At 71.2% G+C, this 16,468-nt stretch carries 14 protein-coding genes and 1 tRNA gene; 12 read left to right on the top strand and 3 right to left on the bottom strand.

The window, feature by feature from the left end:
• Positions 1-125: 125 nt before the first annotated feature.
• On the bottom strand, positions 126-284 hold the full coding sequence (locus Q9S36_RS42410; protein ID WP_090969683.1) for a DUF5679 domain-containing protein: 159 nt from the start codon (positions 282-284) through the stop codon (positions 126-128).
• Between the two features lie 193 nt (positions 285-477).
• Here Q9S36_RS42410 and Q9S36_RS42405 point away from each other — a divergent pair, with 193 nt between their 5' ends.
• From Q9S36_RS42405 to Q9S36_RS42395, 3 genes are all read left to right on the top strand, one after another.
• Positions 478-1,308 (top strand): enoyl-CoA hydratase/isomerase family protein, encoded by an 831-nt coding sequence (locus tag Q9S36_RS42405; RefSeq protein ID WP_311290785.1) that lies wholly within the window; start codon positions 478-480, stop codon positions 1,306-1,308.
• A 298-nt stretch (positions 1,309-1,606) separates the two neighbouring features.
• Positions 1,607-2,650, top strand: coding sequence for a PHP domain-containing protein (locus Q9S36_RS42400; protein ID WP_311290784.1), 1,044 nt, complete (start codon positions 1,607-1,609; stop codon positions 2,648-2,650).
• A gap of 72 nt (positions 2,651-2,722) precedes the next feature.
• Positions 2,723-3,280: a M48 family metallopeptidase gene (locus Q9S36_RS42395; RefSeq protein ID WP_311290783.1), complete on the top strand. Its 558-nt coding sequence runs from the start codon at positions 2,723-2,725 to the stop codon at positions 3,278-3,280.
• 1 nt (position 3,281) lies between these two features.
• Here Q9S36_RS42395 and Q9S36_RS42390 read toward each other — a convergent pair whose 3' ends face one another.
• Together Q9S36_RS42390 and Q9S36_RS42385 are read right to left on the bottom strand one after the other, a co-directional pair.
• Positions 3,282-3,806: an NUDIX domain-containing protein gene (locus Q9S36_RS42390; protein WP_311290782.1), complete on the bottom strand. Its 525-nt coding sequence runs from the start codon at positions 3,804-3,806 to the stop codon at positions 3,282-3,284.
• Positions 3,807-3,829: 23 nt separating this feature from the next.
• Positions 3,830-5,161 carry a zinc-dependent metalloprotease gene (locus Q9S36_RS42385; protein WP_311290781.1) on the bottom strand — a complete coding sequence of 444 codons (1,332 nt, stop codon included), beginning with the start codon at positions 5,159-5,161 and terminating at the stop codon, positions 3,830-3,832.
• Positions 5,162-5,222: 61 nt separating this feature from the next.
• Here Q9S36_RS42385 and Q9S36_RS42380 point away from each other — a divergent pair, with 61 nt between their 5' ends.
• From Q9S36_RS42380 to Q9S36_RS42340, 9 genes are all read left to right on the top strand, one after another.
• Positions 5,223-5,696, top strand: a complete 474-nt coding sequence (locus Q9S36_RS42380; RefSeq protein ID WP_311290780.1) for a molybdenum cofactor biosynthesis protein MoaE — start codon at positions 5,223-5,225, stop codon at positions 5,694-5,696.
• A gap of 42 nt (positions 5,697-5,738) precedes the next feature.
• On the top strand, positions 5,739-5,999 hold the full coding sequence (locus Q9S36_RS42375) for a hypothetical protein (RefSeq protein ID WP_311290779.1): 261 nt from the start codon (positions 5,739-5,741) through the stop codon (positions 5,997-5,999).
• Between the two features lie 60 nt (positions 6,000-6,059).
• Positions 6,060-7,109, top strand: a complete 1,050-nt coding sequence (locus tag Q9S36_RS42370; RefSeq protein ID WP_311290778.1) for a S16 family serine protease — start codon at positions 6,060-6,062, stop codon at positions 7,107-7,109.
• Complete coding sequence (locus Q9S36_RS42365) at positions 7,109-7,684, top strand: PPA1309 family protein (RefSeq protein ID WP_311290777.1); 576 nt, start codon at positions 7,109-7,111, stop codon at positions 7,682-7,684. Before Q9S36_RS42370 ends, Q9S36_RS42365 begins: the two co-directional genes overlap by 1 nt.
• A 12-nt stretch (positions 7,685-7,696) precedes the next feature.
• Positions 7,697-10,636 carry a UPF0182 family protein gene (locus Q9S36_RS42360; RefSeq protein ID WP_311290776.1) on the top strand — a complete coding sequence of 980 codons (2,940 nt, stop codon included), beginning with the start codon at positions 7,697-7,699 and terminating at the stop codon, positions 10,634-10,636.
• Between the two features lie 60 nt (positions 10,637-10,696).
• A tRNA-Met gene (locus Q9S36_RS42355) sits at positions 10,697-10,770 on the top strand.
• A gap of 314 nt (positions 10,771-11,084) precedes the next feature.
• Positions 11,085-11,495 carry a hypothetical protein gene (locus tag Q9S36_RS42350; RefSeq protein WP_311290775.1) on the top strand — a complete coding sequence of 137 codons (411 nt, stop codon included), beginning with the start codon at positions 11,085-11,087 and terminating at the stop codon, positions 11,493-11,495.
• Complete coding sequence (locus Q9S36_RS42345) at positions 11,492-13,861, top strand: hypothetical protein (protein ID WP_311290774.1); 2,370 nt, start codon at positions 11,492-11,494, stop codon at positions 13,859-13,861. The genes Q9S36_RS42350 and Q9S36_RS42345 overlap by 4 nt, the downstream gene beginning before the upstream one ends.
• Before the next feature lie 177 nt (positions 13,862-14,038).
• Positions 14,039-16,444, top strand: coding sequence for a heavy metal translocating P-type ATPase (locus Q9S36_RS42340; protein WP_311290773.1), 2,406 nt, complete (start codon positions 14,039-14,041; stop codon positions 16,442-16,444).
• Positions 16,445-16,468: the final 24 nt, after the last annotated feature.

Below are 16,468 nucleotides of genomic sequence, written 5' to 3'. Positions count from 1 at the left end.
CGTCGTACATGCCTCACACGCTGCCACCGTGGGGGGCCCACCGAGTCGTCGTCCACAGCCGGAAATGCAGAGCGGCGGCGCCACCCGCAGGTGTCGCCGCCGCTGTCAGCTCAAGGGGTGAAGGGTCACGCCTTGCCGAGGATGCGGTTCAGGTTGGTACCGCAGACCGGGCACACGCCCTTGGCCATCTTGGTGCCCTTGTCGTTGACCTTGATCTCGCCCTCCGCCTCGCGCTTCTCCTTGCACTTGACGCAGTAGAACTCACCGCTCCAGGTCTCCGCCATGACGGCCTCCTTGCTTGTTCCTCATTGGTCGTCGCGACGGGGTTGCTCGTGGGGGAAGCCCGCCGGGGAACCCGGGCGGCTGCCCGTGCTCCGTCGACGACCCTACGCCACGCGTGGCGCACGCTCACGCACCACACGCGCTGAGCGTGAATCCCGCTGATTCCACGCTCAGCGGCATCAGTACCCTCAGCCCATGTCCGAGCACCCTTCAGACCGTCCGTCCGCGCAGGTCCCCGACCTCGCCCACCTGCGCCTCGAGCGTCCCTCGGAGGGGGTCGCGCTGCTGACCCTCGACAACCCCGGCATGCGCAACGCGATGAGCGAGGAGATGACCGCCTCGTGGGTGGCGGCCATCGACGCGCTGGCCGGCGACCCCACCGTCCGGGCGGTGGTCGTCACCGGTGCGGGCAGCGCGTTCTGCTCCGGCGGCAACACCTCGTGGATCGCCAGTGAGCCCGACGCGAGCGTCGACCACCTGCGCGCCCGGATGATGCCGTTCTACCGCGCCTGGCTGTCGATCCGCCGGCTCGAGGTGCCCACCATCGCCGCGGTCAACGGCCACGCCATCGGCGCCGGGCTGTGCCTCGCGCTCGCCTGCGACATCCGCTACGCGGCGTCCGGAGCCAAGCTGGGGCTGCCGTTCAACAAGCTCGGGATGCACGCCGGCATGGCCGGCACCTACCTGCTCCCCAACGTCGTGGGACCCGCCCACGCCCGCGACCTGCTGCTCACGGGCCGGGTCGTGGAGGCCGACGAGGCGCTGCGCCTGGGCCTGGTCTCGCGCGTGGTCCCGGCCGACGGGTTCCTCGACGACGTGCTGGCGACCGCCGCCGACGTGGCCGCCACCGCGCCCATCGCGGCCCGCCTCACCAAGATCGCGCTCGCCGACGGCGGGCACGCCGACTTCGAGTCCGCGCTCCAGTGGGAGGCGCTCGCCCAGCCGATGACGCTGGCGACCGACGACCTGCAAGAGGGCATCGCCGCGGCGCGGGAGAAGCGGGCGCCGCAGTTCCGCGGCCGGTGACGGAGCCACGAGACGAAGAAGGGGCCCCGCAGCCCTGGACGCCTGCCTTCCCCTGCTGACGTCGAGGAGCCGTGGGGCCCTTCTGGGGCGCAACGCTAGGAGGCCCGTGCCGAGCGGTCAACGGGTCCGCGTCCACGCCTGTGGACAGGGCTGTGGACGCAGTGTGCACGGGCGGACGTCGGTGGTGGAGGGGGGTCTGCATGGTGGGGAGGGGCCTGTGGGCGACATGCCCGGCTCGTCGCCGTACTGTGCGGGTGACCAGCGCGTTCGGCGGACCGGGGCTGTGGAGGGGAAGAAGTTGACGGAGAACGGCGAGACCACGCGCGGTCCGGTGGCCACGCTGCGACGGATCGCGTTCCTCATGGAGCGCCAGCGCGAGGAGAGCCGCCGGATCGAGGCGTTCCGCAAGGCCGCGCGCACGATCCTGCCCCTGCCCGAGGAGGAGGTACGCCGGCGGGCCGAGAGCGGCACCCTGACCGAGCTCCCCGGCATCGGGCCGAGCACCGCCGCCGTCATCACCGACGCCTGCCGCGGGGTCGTCCCGGAGCGCCTGGTGCGGCTGGAGGACACCGCGGGTCCGCTGGCCACCGGCGGGGAGGAGCTGCGGTCCCGGCTGCGGGGCGACCTGCACTCGCACTCCGACTGGTCCGACGGCGGGTCGCCGCTGGAGGAGATGGCGATGACCGCGATGGAGCTCGGCCACGAGTACCTCGTCCTCACCGACCACAGCCCGCGCCTGCGCGTGGCCAACGGGCTGAGCGCCGAGCGGCTGACGCGCCAGCTCGCCGTGGTGGAGGCGGTCAACGAGCACCTCGGCGGCAGCTTCACCCTGCTCAAGGGCATCGAGGTCGACATCCTCGACGACGGGTCGCTCGACCAGACGCCCGAGATGCTCGGTCGCCTCGACGTGCGGGTGGCGTCGGTGCACTCCAAGCTCAAGATGGACCCGGAGCCGATGACGCGCCGGATGATCGGCGCGGTCCGCGACCCGCACACGAACGTGCTGGGCCACTGCACCGGACGGCTGGTCACGGGCAACCGCGGCGTCCGCCCGCAGAGCAGGTTCGACGCCAGGGCCGTCTTCACGGCCTGTGCGGAGGAGGGCGTCGCGGTGGAGATCAACTCGCGCCCCGAGCGGCGCGACCCGCCCACGAAGCTCCTCGAGCTCGCGCGCGACCTCGGCTGCCTGTTCTCGATCGACTCCGACGCGCACGCGCCCGGCCAGCTCGACATGCTCGACTTCGGTGCCGCGCGCGCGACCGAGGCGGGCATCGACCCAGACCGCATCGTCAACACGTGGGACCGCGACCGGCTCCTCGCGTGGGCCTCGGCCCGGCTCTGAGCGCCGCGCAGGCACGCTGCGCGCCCGCGCGTACGACGCCCGTGCGTGGGTGGTGACGGCTAGGTTCGAGCCATGAGCCAGTCGACCAGCGCCGGGTCCGGGGTGCCCGACGTCGAGGTGCGCCGCTCGCGCCGCCGGCGGCGCACGGTCTCGGCCTACCGCGACGGCGACCGGATCATCGTGCTGATCCCGGCCACGATGAGCAAGCGCGACGAGGCGACCTGGGTCGCCGACATGGTCGCGCGGGTCCAGCGGCAGGAGCGCCGCAAGGTGCGCTCCGACGACGACCTGGTGGCCAGGGCGGCCAAGCTCAACGACCTCTACCTCGGCGGCATGGCCGTCCCGTCGTCGGTGCGCTGGGTGACCAACCAGAACGCCCGCTGGGGCTCGTGCACGCCCGGCGACCGGACGATCCGGCTGAGCGACCGGCTGCAGCAGATGCCGGCCTGGGTCGTCGACTACGTGCTCGTGCACGAGCTGGCGCACCTGCTCGAGGCGGGGCACACCCCGGCCTTCTGGGCGTGGGTCGACCGCTACCCGCGGGCCGAGAAGGCCAAGGGGTACCTCGAGGGATACTCCGCCGCGGCCCGGCTCGAGCCGCCGCCGGGCGGCGAGGAGCAGGTCGACTGAGTCAGCCGCGGACCCGCGCCACCGCGGCCTCGACGAGGGCGTACATGTCCTCGAACGTCGCCGGCAGGGCGTCGACCGGCCACCACCGCACGTCGAGCGACTCCTCGCTGGTGGCGTGGGAGTCGTCCGGCTCGGCGACCGCGACGAAGCGGACGTCGAGGTGGTGCACGGTGCCCCGGTCGGAGCAGAACTCGACGGCGTGCGCGTCGAGGCACAACGGCTCCGGGTCGAACGCGAAGGCGGTCAGGCCCGACTCCTCCACCAGCTCACGCCGGGCGCCGTCGGCCAGCGAGGCGTCTCCCGGCTCGAGGTGGCCGCCGAAGGCCAGCCACGCGTCGGCCTTGCGGTGGTGGTTGAGCAGGACCGCGTCGGCCTGCGGGGACACCACGATGGCGCCCGCGGTCAGGTGGTCGGGGAAGCAGGCCTTGGCGAGGCCGTCCGGGTGGGCGTCGAGGTGGGCGACGAAGCGGTCGCGCAGGGCGCGCTGGCCGGGGGAGGGCGGCGTCCACCCCGTCAGGGTCCGCACCGCGCTCCCGTGCAGGCCGGGCGTCACTCGCCGGGTCGCGGGTCCGAGCCGCCCTCGAGCAGGTCGCGCAGTCCTGCGTCGAACTCCTCGGCCGAGAGCTCGCCGGGGGCGTCGGAGCCCTCGCGGAAGCCCAGCGGGTCGTCGAGGTCGGCAGCGGTCGGGAGGAGCTGCGGGGACATCCACACGCCGTCGCGGGCCTCGGCGCCCTGGCGGGTGCGCAGCGAGCCCCACAGCGTCGAGGCGTCGCGCAGCCGACGGGGCCGCAGCTCGAGTCCGACCAAGGTGGCGAACGTCTGCTCGGCCGGTCCGCCGGCGGCGCGGCGGCGACGTACGGTCTCCTGCAGCTTGGCGGCCGCGGGCATCCGCTCCGCGGTGGCCTGGGAGACGACCTCGTCGACCCACCCCTCGACGAGCGCGAGGGTGACCTCGAGCTTCTCCAGCGCGGTCTTCTGCGCCGCGGACGGCTCGGGGTCGAACAGCCCGCCGGCCAGCGCGTCCTGCATCGCGGCCGGGTTGGTCATGTCGATGTCGCGGAGCTTGGCCTCCATGCCGGAGGTGTCGAAGTCCATGCCGGCGCCGTACTCGGCCACCGCGCTGAGGAGGTGGTCGCGCAGCCACGGCACGCCGGCGAACAGGCGCTGGTGCGCGGCCTCGCGCAGCGCGAGGTAGAGCAGCACGTCGTCGGTGGTCACGTCGGGGAGCTCGTCGGCGAACGCCGCGACGTTGGTCGGCAGCAGGGCAGCCTTCCCGATCGGGCCGAGGGGCAGCCCGATGTCGGAGGCGCTGAGCACGTCGCCGGCGAGGGCGCCGAGACCACTGCCGACCTGCGAGGCGACCATCGCCCCGCTGGCCTTGCCGAGCATCGCCATCAGGGGACCGGCGAGCTGCCGCATCTCCTCGGGCATGGCCTGCCCGAGGGCGGTCGTGGCGGAGCCGGCGATCGGCTCGACGAGCACCTTCCACACGTCGAGGGTCTCGACGATCCACTCCGCCCGGGACCAGGCCGCGGTGGTGGAGACGCCGGAGGGGAACTCGGTCGTGGTGTCGAGCCAGTGGTCCGCGAGGCGTACGGCGTCGGCGACCGCGGCGGACTGCGCGGGGCTCACCGCGGGGTCGGGCTCCTGCGCGGCGGCGCGGCGGGCGAGGTCGCGGACGGTGTCCCAGTTGACCGGGCCGTCGTGCGGCGCGAACAGCGACTGCATCTGCGCCATCAGCTGGTTGAGGTCGGGCATGCCGCCGCCGGGGCCGAAGCCGCCCATCTGGGAGAAGATCTGCTCGAACGGCGTGCCCTTGAAGGGGTTGTTGTCGTCAGGGTTGGGGCCGGACGATCCGGGGCCGCCGGGGGTGTCACTCATGGCTCCACGGTACTCACCGCGCCCAGACCCGGCACCGTCCGTCAGGCCTACACTCGGGGCCGTGACCGACGCCCAGTTCGAAGACGTGCCCGATCCCGGATCCGATGCCGCGTCCGATCTAGTGCGCCTCGTGGCCATCCGCGACACCCCGCTCGACGTCGCCGAGGTGGTCGACGCCCTGGGCGACGACGGCGCCGGCGGCCTCACCCTCTTCATCGGCCAGGTCCGCGACCACGACGGCGGCAAGGGCGTGACGGCCCTGGACTACTCCGCCCACCCCACCGCCCTGGCCCGGCTGGAGGACGTGTGCCGCCGGGTCGCCGAGCAGCACGACGTACGCGGTGTGGCAGCCGTGCACCGCGTCGGCCCCCTGCAGATCGGTGACCTCGCCGTCGTCGTGGCGACGACCGCGGCCCACCGCGGAGACGCGTTCGCCGCCTCGCGCGACCTCATCGACACGCTCAAGGCCGAGGTGCCGATCTGGAAGCACCAGGTCTTCGACGACCGGACCGAGGAGTGGGTCGGCACGCCGTAGGGCCTCCCCGAACCCGGCGCCGTGCGCGCCTAGGCTCGGGCCGTGGAGATCCTGCTCTGGCTCGCGCCCGCCGCCGTGGTGACGGTCGTGGCGATGCTGTGGGTGGGTTGGGTCAGCCGCGACGGCCGGGGCGAGGTCGACCGCGACGTCGCCGCCGCACGGCTCGGCAAGGCGCTCGCCAAGGACCTGCCCGCGCGCGCACGCCGTACGCCGCCCGCGGTCCGCGACCGGAGCACGGGCATCGCCGTGCGCCCCAGCAACGCCGGCGCCACCGGGGCCGACCGCACCCGCCGCGCCTCCTGAGCGACACGACGGTGTCGGCTGGTTGTCGCGTGGTTGTCGGGGTTTGAGAGAGTTGCGCCCATGAGTCAGCGGACCAGGGCGGGGCTGCTCGCACTGTGCCTGCTGGCCGTGCTGTGGGGGACCGCCGCCTTCGCGCCGCTGCCCTACGTCACCTACTACCCCGGGCCCACCGTCGACATCCTCGCCGAGAACGACGGCAAGGAGACCGTGACCGTCACCGGGCACAAGTCGTTCCACGACGACGGCGAGCTGCGGATGACCACGGTCTACGTCAGCCAGCCCGAGGACGACGTCTCGCTCCCGGAGCTGCTGCGCGCCTACTTCGACCCCGACGCGGCCGTGTGGCCGCGCTCGTCGATCTACGCGCCCGACGAGACCGACGAGTCCAGCGACCGTGAGTCCGCGGTGGCCATGGTGTCCTCCCAGGACACCGCGGTCGCGGCCGCCCTCACCGAGCTCGGCGAGGAGGTCGACCCCATCGTCGAGGTGCAGGACGTCACGCCGTCGCTGCCCGCCGACGGCAAGCTCGAGGTGCGCGACGTGCTGCTCGAGGTCGGCGGCACCAGGATCACCGACGCCCAGGACGTCGTCGACGCGGTGGACGCCGCCGAGGTGGGAGAGCCGCTCGCGTTCGTCGTGCGCCGCGACGGCGAGAAGATGACCGTCGAGGTCACGCCGCGCGAGGTCGACGGTGACAAGCGCATCGGCATCACGCCCGGCGTCGGGTTCGACTTCCCCTTCCAGGTCAGCGTCAGCATCTCCGACAACATCGGCGGGCCGAGCGCCGGCCTGATGATGTCGCTGGCCATCTACGACACCCTCACCCCCGGTTCCCTGACCGGCGGCGAGGCGGTCGCCGGCACCGGCACGATCACTCCTTCCGGCGAGGTCGGGCCGATCGGCGGCATCCAGCAGAAGATCGCCGCCGCCCGCGACGCCGGTGCCGAGCTGTTCCTGGTGCCGGCCGACAACTGCGACGCCATCGGCGGCGTCGACACCGGCGACATGCGCTTGGCGAAGGCGACCACGATGCACGCAGCGGTCCAGACGCTCGACGACTGGACCGCCGACCACGACACCGATCTCCCGACCTGCGAGGACACCGCCTGATGACGACCGACGACCCGGCCGCCGTTCCCGACCTCCCCGAGGACCCGGCGCTGGCCACTGCGGTGCTGGAGATCGAGGCCCACGTGGCCGCCGACGGCTGGGACCAGCCGGCCCGGCTCTACGCCCTCGTCGACACCGCCGAGCTGGTCGCGCAGGAGCCAGCCCTCGCCGCGGCGATGTCCATCGACGGCCCCGGCGACGACGGCTCCTTCACCCCGATCGAGCAGGAGGGGCTGCCTCCGGGCCAACCCCTCGAGGAGGCGCTCCACTCGATCGCCTGGCCCGGCAGCGTCGCCGGCTGCGCCGCCGTGATCGAGCGGCTGGTGCTGCCACCGGGCGCCGACGACGACATCCCCGACGACCCGACGGCCGCCGAGCTGTTCGCCCGTGAGCACCCCGACCGCCAGGAGGTCCGCATGGTCGCCGGCGTGACCCGCGCCGGGGCGTCGTACTGCGCCCTCCGGCTGCGCGCCCACGACGACGAGCAGTCGGTCGTCAACGGCACCGAGCTGGTGCCCGGCCTGCTGGAGCTCCTCCACGCGACGCTGCACGACACCCCCACCGAGAACGCCTGAGCAGGAACCCGAATGAGCACTCCGTTCGACAACTCCCGACCGACCCCGCCGCGCCCGGCGCCCACCTCGCGGCGCCCCGGCGCGCTGGTGATCACCGCGATCGTGCTGATCGTGGCGTTCATGCTGCTCAGCGGCTTCGCCTCCTTCTGGACCGAGCGGCTGTGGTTCCGCTCCGTCGGCTACAGCGAGGTCTTCACCACGCTGCTCCTGACGCGCGTGGGGCTGTTCCTGGTCTTCGCCGGCCTGATGGCCGCCACCGTGGCGGTGGCGATGTCGATGGCCTACCGCTTCCGTCCGGTGCTGTGGCCCGGGATGCCGGGCACGCCCGACGACGGGCTGGACCGCTACCGCCAGCTCCTGGCACCGCGGATGGGCTGGGTCATCGGGGGCGTGGCCACGGTGATGGGCCTGTTCGCCGGTGCCTCCGCCACGGGGCAGTGGCGCAACTACTCGCTGTGGCGGCACGGCCAGTCCTTCGGCACCACCGACCCGTACTTCAAGAAGGACGTCGGCTTCTACGTCTTCGACCTGCCGTTCTGGCACTACGCCGTCGACTTCGTGATGGCACTCGCGGTCGTCGGGCTGCTGGCGGCGATCTTGGTCAACTACCTCTTCGGTGGCATCCGCCTCTCGGCACGGCCGGGGGAGCGGCTGACCAGCGCGGCGCAGATCCAGGTCTCGGCCTTCCTGGCGCTGTTCGTGCTCGCCAAGGCGGTCGACTACTGGCTCGACCGCTTCGACCTGGTGACCAACTCCGGGTCGATCTTCACCGGCATGGGCTACACCGACGACAAGGCCGTGCTGCCCGCGAAGGAGATTCTGGCCGGCATCGCGATCGTGTGCGGCGTGCTGTTCCTCGCCAACATCTGGCGCCGTACGTGGCTGCTGCCCTCGGTCGGCGTGGCGCTCTTCGCGCTCTCGGCGATCATCCTCGGCCTCATCGTGCCGACCCTCGTCCAGGCGATCCGGGTCAACCCCAACGTGCCCGACCGCGAGGGCCCCTACATCAAGGCCAACATCGACGCGACGCGGAAGGCCTACCAGCTCGACCAGATCGACGTCCGCAACGTCGAGGGCACGGCCGTCCCCCTCGACGGCCGCCTGGAGGCGCTCGACGGGATGACGGACGGCATCCCGCTGGTCGACCCGCAGATCGTGAGCGAGATCTTCGAGCAGCAGCAACAGGTCCGTGCCTACTACTCGGTGCCCAACGTGCTCGACGTCGACCGCTACGAGATCGACGGCACGGACCGGGCCGTGGTGCTCGGCGTCCGCGAGCTCGACCAGAGCGGACTCGCGGAGAACGACCAGAACTGGTCCAACCTCCACACCGCCTACACGCACGGCAACGGCGTGATCGCCGCCTTCGCCAACCAGCGTCCCGAGGACGACTCCACCCAGCAGACCGGCATCCAGTGGGCCGAGGGCGCGGAGGCCGACGAGGACACCCTGACCCGCCTCGCCGGTGAGGACGGCTACGAGACGCGCGTCTACTTCGGCGAGCAGAGCCCGTCCTACAGCATCGTCGGCCTCGACCCCGACGGCGGGCCGGTGGAGTTCGACCTCCCGCAGGGCGACCGCAGCGAGGAGGACGTCGCCACGACGTACGACGGCGACGCGGGCGTGCCGATCGGCAACATCTTCACGCAGCTGCTCTACGCCGTGCGCTTCAGCGAGCCCAACCTGATCCTGTCGAGCCGCGTGCACGAGAACTCCAAGATCCTCTACGACCGCAACCCCCGCCAGATGGTGGAGAAGGTCGCCCCGTGGCTGACCGTCGACTCCGACCCCTATCCCGCCGTCGTGGACGGCCGGATCCAGTGGATCCTCGACGGCTACACCGTCACCGACAAGTACCCGCTCTCGCAGCGGGAGTCGCTCGAGGAGATGACCGACGACTCCCTGCAGGAGGACACCGGCTTCCAGACGCTGCCGACCGACGAGGTCAACTACCTCCGCAACTCGGTCAAGGCCACGGTCGACGCCTACGACGGCACCGTGACGCTCTACGAGTGGGACGAGGAGGACCCCATCCTCGAGGCGTGGACCGAGATCTTCCCCGGCGTCGTGCAGCCCAAGGACGACATCCCCGAGTCGCTGGAGGAGCACCTCCGCTACCCCGAGGACCTCTTCAAGGCCCAGCGCTTCCAGTTCCAGCGCTACCACGAGACCTCGGCGTCGGCGTGGTTCGAGGGATCGAGCCGCTGGGAGGTGCCCAGCGACCCGCAGCGCACGACCCGGCTCCAGCCGCCCTACCGCCTCTTCACCGACACCGGTGACGGCGACACGTGGTCGCTGACGTCGGTCTACGTGCCGCGCGACAAGGAGAACAACCTCGCGGCCTACATGGCGGTCAACAGCGACGCGACGAGTCCCGACTACGGCACCATCTCGGTGCTGGAGCTGCCCAACGAGCCGACCGGCGGGCCGCTGCAGATCGCCAACACGTTCTCGACCAACGAGGACGTCAGCCAGGCGCTGCTGCCGTACACGACCGGTGACGCCGACCGCGTGCCGGGCAACCTGCTGACGCTGCCGATCGGCGACTCGTTCATGTACGTCCAGCCGGTCTACACGCGCCGAGCGGGGGAGTCGAACTTCCCGATCCTGCGCTTCGTCCTGGTCTCGTACGAGAACCGCGTCGGCATCGGCACCACGCTGGTCGAGGCGATCGAGGACGCGCTCGCGGGCACGTCCGACACGCCGACAGAGACCCCGACCGAGACGCCGACCGAGACGCCGAGCGCGTCGCCGTCGGAGTCGCCGACCGAGACCCCGACGACGCCGGCGCCCGGCGGCACGCAGGCGCAGATCCGCCAGCTGCTCCAGCAGGCGGAGGCCAAGTTCGCCGAGGCCGACGCGGCGCAGCAGGCCGGCAACACGGTCAAGTGGGCCCGGCTGATGGAGGAGGGTCGCGCGCTCATCGAGGAGGCCGTGCGCCTGGCCGGCTGACGCCCACCGCACCCCCGATTTGGGTCGTGCGGACCACCCCTGTAATGTTCTCTTCACCGACGCGGGGTGGAGCAGCTCGGTAGCTCGCTGGGCTCATAACCCAGAGGTCGCAGGTTCAAATCCTGCCCCCGCTACAAAAGAATCGAAAGATTCGCACCTTGGCCCCCACATCTTGTGGGGGCCAAGCGCATTTCGGGCCACATCTAGTGGCTCGAGGTGCTTTCTCGAGGCCGATTATCGGCTCCATTGTGCGTGGCACGCCCCTGGTGAACCCGGTTGCACCTGGTGCGCCCCACCTCCGATCCACGCTCACAGCGCCTTGGCTCGCGTGCCGGACCTGGGGCGAGCGGGGGCGACCGGGGGCGTCCGGAGTGGCGTCTCGAGAAAGATTGAGCCCGACCGGTGGCGGGCATTGCGGGACCCCGAACGCGCCGGACGGTCCCCCCACATGACCGCACCGATGAAGCCCGGCGCCACGACGCCGGCCACCTACAGCCCCGACACCACCCTCACCCTGAGCGAGATCGCCGACCTCACCGGTCGCGACATCAAGACCATCAAGAACTGGAACGACTCCGGCCAGGGCCGCTGGCCCAACGCCGTCCAGGACGAGACCGGCCGCAAGACCTGGCGCGTCCCGGTGAGCGACCTCGTCGCCACCGGCGACCTCGACCCTTCCAAGGTCGAGCAGGTCGAGAACGAGCTCGCCGCCCGTCGCGAGTCCAAGGAGACGAAGGCGCTGCGCGAGCAGGTCATCCGCCTCGAGGAGCAGCTCACCGCAGCCGTCGCGCTCGCCGACGAGCGCGCCGGCACCATCGCCCTTCTCAAGAGCCTCGTGCGCAAGGGCGGTGCAGCATGAGCCGCCCGCTGAAGGGGTCCAAGAAGCTGACGGACAAGGGCTGGACCGCCAGCCTCCCGATCCACCGCGGCGCGACCAAGCGCCAGAGCTACACGTTCACCACCGAGGAGGCAGCCGACCGCTGGATCGCAGAGGGTATCCCCGCCATCGAGGGCGGCACCGACCTGCCGGTCCCTGACACTGAGGGCCGCGTCGCAGGCAAGCGGAGCGCCAAGACTGGAACCGCCTTCCGCACGATGGCGGACCCGTGGCACACCGAGTACTACAGCGAGCTGAAGCGCGCGAAGCACGACCGTTCGACGGCCACCAAGGGCCACATCAAGCGCATCGAGGCCTTCATGGACCAGCGGGGTCTGGTGATGGAGACCATGGTGCGTGACGAGGTGAAGGCGTTGCAGGCGTCCCTCACCCGCTCAACGACCGAGGCCACGGTCACGGTCCCTGAGGGAGTCGACCCCACCGGTCTCGTCACGATGGCCGAGGCGCTGGCGCTGCCGAAGATGACGGCATCGAAGTCGACCCTCAAGCGCCGCAAGGCCGACGGCGTGCTCAACCCTGTTGACCCCACGGCAGCCGTGCACCGCTTCCGGGTCGCCGACCTCTACAGCGAGGCCGTCCTGGGTCCGACTGGCAAGCTCCGTCGCGGCCCGCGCACCAACGGCAGCCTCTCGCAGGACGTCGCCAACGACGTCATGTGGGCCTACGACGAGGTGTGCAAGTACGCCCTCGACCACGGCGTGGACGTCCCGCAGGACCGCACCAGCCTGAAGATGCACCGCACCGACAGGGCTCCCAGCGCACCGCGCCAGCCCGTCAGCCTCCGCCGGTGCGCGGACATCGCCTCCCGCCTGCACGTCGTGCACCAGCTCGTCCTCTGGCTCATGCGCATCCTCGGCCTCCGCATCGGTGAGGCCTACGGCATCCGGGTGTACGACGTGCTCGACCAGGGTGCGGGGCAGTACGGCGCTGTGGCCGTCAAGGCACAGGGCGGCAAGAAGTTCACCCAGACCGCCCCGGATGGTACGACGCATACCAGCGACCACACGGACGACCTCAAGACCAAGAACTCCGAGCGCGTGCTGGTCGTCCCGCCCACGTTGATGGACCTCATCCGGACCATCATCGCGGTCTTCCACACCGACGCCGACGGCGTGATCCGCCAGGACGCCCGACTCATCCCCGGTCTCACCCGACGTAACGCCGGCGGACAGGAGGCCTTCCGCGCTGCCTTGGCCGGGGCCGCCGAGGCCGTGAGGGTCGACTGCACCACAGAGGAGGACGTCATCGACGAGGTGTTCTCGTGCCAGCCCCACGACATGCGGCGCACGATCCTGTCCGACCTCGACCGTCTCGAGGTCAAGGACAGCCACACACGTCGGTTCGCCGGCCACCTGCCCGGCACCGCCGTCCTGCACCGCCACTACCTGCTCGACGACCCCAAGCTCCGGCCCGCCAAGGCCATCGCCGTCCTCATCCAGGGTGAGCTCATCGCCAACCTGCCTGCCGGGCTGCTCCTTCCCACGACGGTCCGCTGCACCACGGGCAACCAGCCCGCCCTGCAGAAGGACGGCGCCCGCATCGACGCCGAGCTCGCCGAACGCGGTTGGCTCGTCCTCTCGACCGACGAGGGCGGCGAGCCGCTCCTCGGATCGGCCGAGGCCGCCCAGCTCTGGGACGTGACCCCCAAGACCGCCCGCCTCTGGATGGCGGACGGGGTGGTGCCCACCATCCCGTGTGGAGGCCGTGGACAGGGAGAGGAACGCCGCGTGCGTCTTTCGGACGCCATGGCGCTCCGCGAGCGCTTGACGACGCGCATCACCCTGGTCCGGCTCGCCGAGGAGGTCGGTACGACCTACCACACCGTGTATCAGTTCGTCCGCGCTCAGGGTCTCGAGCTCGAGGCCTGGGGAGAGCGCGACTACGTTGTCCCTGCGCCCACCGCCACCGCGGTGCGCGACCACTACGCGGCTCAGGCGGCGCTGCACGAGCGTGCCGTTCCCTACTCCGTCGCTGCGAAGGCGTTGGGGACGTCGGTGGCCGCAGTGGAGCACCTGGTGGACGACGGGACGCTCGACAAGGACGAGCGCGCCCACGACGGTCGTCGCATGGTCACCCGCGCGAGCCTCGCGGATGTCGAGGCCACCCGACGTCCGGTTCGTCACGGCGCTCCCACGGTCCGCGACGACCTCATGACCTGGGCCGAGGTGTCGGCCGCAACCGGCCTTGCGAGCGCCGACATCGACGCGCTCGTTGCTGACGGCCTGCTGGTGCGGGTGCAGTACCAGCGACGGCACCACGTCACTCGGGTCAGCGTGCTGAGGTACCTGGCCGAGCACGACCCCTCACGCCTCGCGCTGGCCGTCTGACGGGTCCAGGCTCGAGACCCCGAGCTCCACGCGACCGATGAGGCGATTCGGCTCGCGTGGAGGGTCTTGGGGCGCTCGTATCAGAGTGGCTCGTTGTTGCGCAGCGTGGTGAACGGTACCCGGAAGAAGGTTCCTATGACCCTTGACCGCATACCCCCTAGGGGTATGCTGGTTGACATGAACGCGCACATGCACGAGTCGGACAAAGCCACGACGCACCAGGTCACGGACCCGGTGTGCGGAATGAGCGTCGACCCGGCCGCGACCGAGCACACGCTCACCCACGAGGGGCAGGAGTTCTACTTCTGCTCGGCCAGCTGCAAGGACAAGTTCCAGGCCACGCCCGACCGGTACGCAAGCCACGACCAGGCCGGGAACGCTCACACGCACGCCGGACACGCTGCGACGGCCAGTGGCATTGCCCCGCCCACGCCCGGCGAGGGGGAGGCAGTGGAGTACACGTGCCCGATGCACCCCGAGATCCGCCGACCCGGCCCCGGAGCGTGCCCCATCTGCGGCATGGCGCTGGAGCCGGTGATGGTCACGGTCGACTCGGGCCCGTCGCCGGAGCTGCGCGACATGACCCGCCGCTTCTGGTTCGGCGTGGCCCTGTCCATCCCCGTCGTCATCCTCGGCATGGGCCGCGACCTCATCGAACCGCTGCACGACGCCGTCTCCGCCACCACGTCCGCGTGGGTCCAGCTCGCGTTGGCCACACCGGTGGTCCTGTGGGCCGGATGGCCGTTCTTCACCCGCGGCTGGGCGTCGGTACGCACCATGAAGCTGAACATGTTCACGCTCATCGCAATGGGCACTGGCGTCGCCTGGCTGTTCTCCGTCGTCGCAACGGTGGCCCCGGGCATCTTCCCCGCCGCGTTCCGCGAAGACGGCGCCGTCGACGTCTACTTCGAGGCCGCCGCCGTCATCACCACCCTCGTCCTGCTCGGTCAGGTCCTCGAGCTACGCGCCCGTGAGGCCACCTCAGGCGCCATCAAGGCGCTTCTCGACCTGTCCCCGAAGACCGCCAGGCGGGTGCGTGACGACGGCACCGAGGAAGAGGTCACCCTCGACCAGGTTCAGCTCGGCGACCTGCTCCGCGTCCGCCCCGGCGAGAAGGTCCCCGTCGATGGTGTCGTCGAGGACGGGAAGTCGGCCGTCGACGAGTCCCTGGTGACCGGTGAGTCCATGCCCGTGACGAAGGAGCCGGGCGACAAGGCCATCGGCGGAACCCTCAACTCCACCGGCGCGCTCCTCGTACGCGCCAGCGCGGTCGGTCGCGACACCATGCTCGCCCGCATCGTGCAGATGGTCGCCGAAGCGCAGCGCTCCCGCGCACCCATCCAGCGCACCGTCGACAAGGTGTCCGCGGTGTTCGTGCCCGCGGTCATCGGCATCGCCGTGCTCGCGTTCATCATCTGGGCCCTCGTCGGGCCCGACCCGAAGCTCGCTCACGCGCTCGTCGTGGCCGTCAGCGTCCTCATCATCGCCTGCCCGTGTGCGCTGGGGCTGGCCACGCCCATGTCCATCATGGTTGGGGTCGGTCGCGGCGCGCAGATGGGCGTGCTCATCAAGAACGCCGAGGCGCTCGAGCGGATGGAGAAGGTCGACACCGTCGTCGTCGACAAGACCGGGACCCTCACCGAAGGCAAGCCGGCGGTGGTGGCGGTCGAGCTCGCCGACGGGTTCGGCGACCTGAGCGCCGCCGAGCTGCTGCGGTTCGCGGCCGCGGTGGAGAACGCCTCCGAGCACCCGCTCGCGCGTGCCATCGTCGACAAGGCCCAGGCCGACCTGGCCGATAGCTCGACGGGGTTGCCCGAAGTTGCTGACTTCGACGCCCCGGCCGGCAAGGGCGTCCTTGGGACCGTCGAGGGCCGCAAGGTGCTCATCGGCACGGCGGGGTTCCTCACCAGCCAGGGCATCGACCCCGCAGTCCTCGCTGAGAAGGCAGACCGGCTGCGTCGCACCGGTGCCACCGCCGTCCTCGTGGCCGTCGACAGCACCCCTGCTGGTGTCATCGGCATCGCCGACCAGGTCAAGGCCACCACCCCCGCCGCCCTGGCCGCGCTGCGCAAGGAGGGCATCGAGGTCATCATGCTCACCGGCGACAACCAGGTCACCGCGCAAGCCGTCGCAAGCGAACTCGGCATCGACCGGGTCGAGGCCGAGGTGCTTCCCGACCACAAGGCCGACGTCGTCAACAAGCTCCGCGCCGAGGGCCGCGTGGTCGCCATGAGTGGCGATGGGGTGAACGATGCTCCGGCGCTGGCCGCGGCCGATGTGGGTCTGGCGATGGGCACCGGCACCGACGTCGCGATGGAGTCCGCCGGTGTCACCCTGCTGCGCGGCGACCTCAACGGCATCGCCCACGCCCGCCAGCTCTCCCACGCAGTCATGGGCAACCTTCGCAGCAACCTGTTTCTGGCATTTTTCTACAATTCGGCCGGCATCCCCATCGCCGCAGGCGTGCTCTACCCGGTGTTCGGGTGGCTGCTGTCCCCGGTCATCGCCGCGGCCGCGATGGCGCTTTCGTCAGTCAGCGTCATCATCAACGCGCTACGGCTGCGCACCCAGCGCCTGGGCTGACCGCGCCGCCCGTAACATCGACAC

The organism is Microbacterium sp. ARD31, from assembly GCF_031844425.1.
This window is presented reverse-complemented; position numbering and strand designations above follow the sequence as displayed.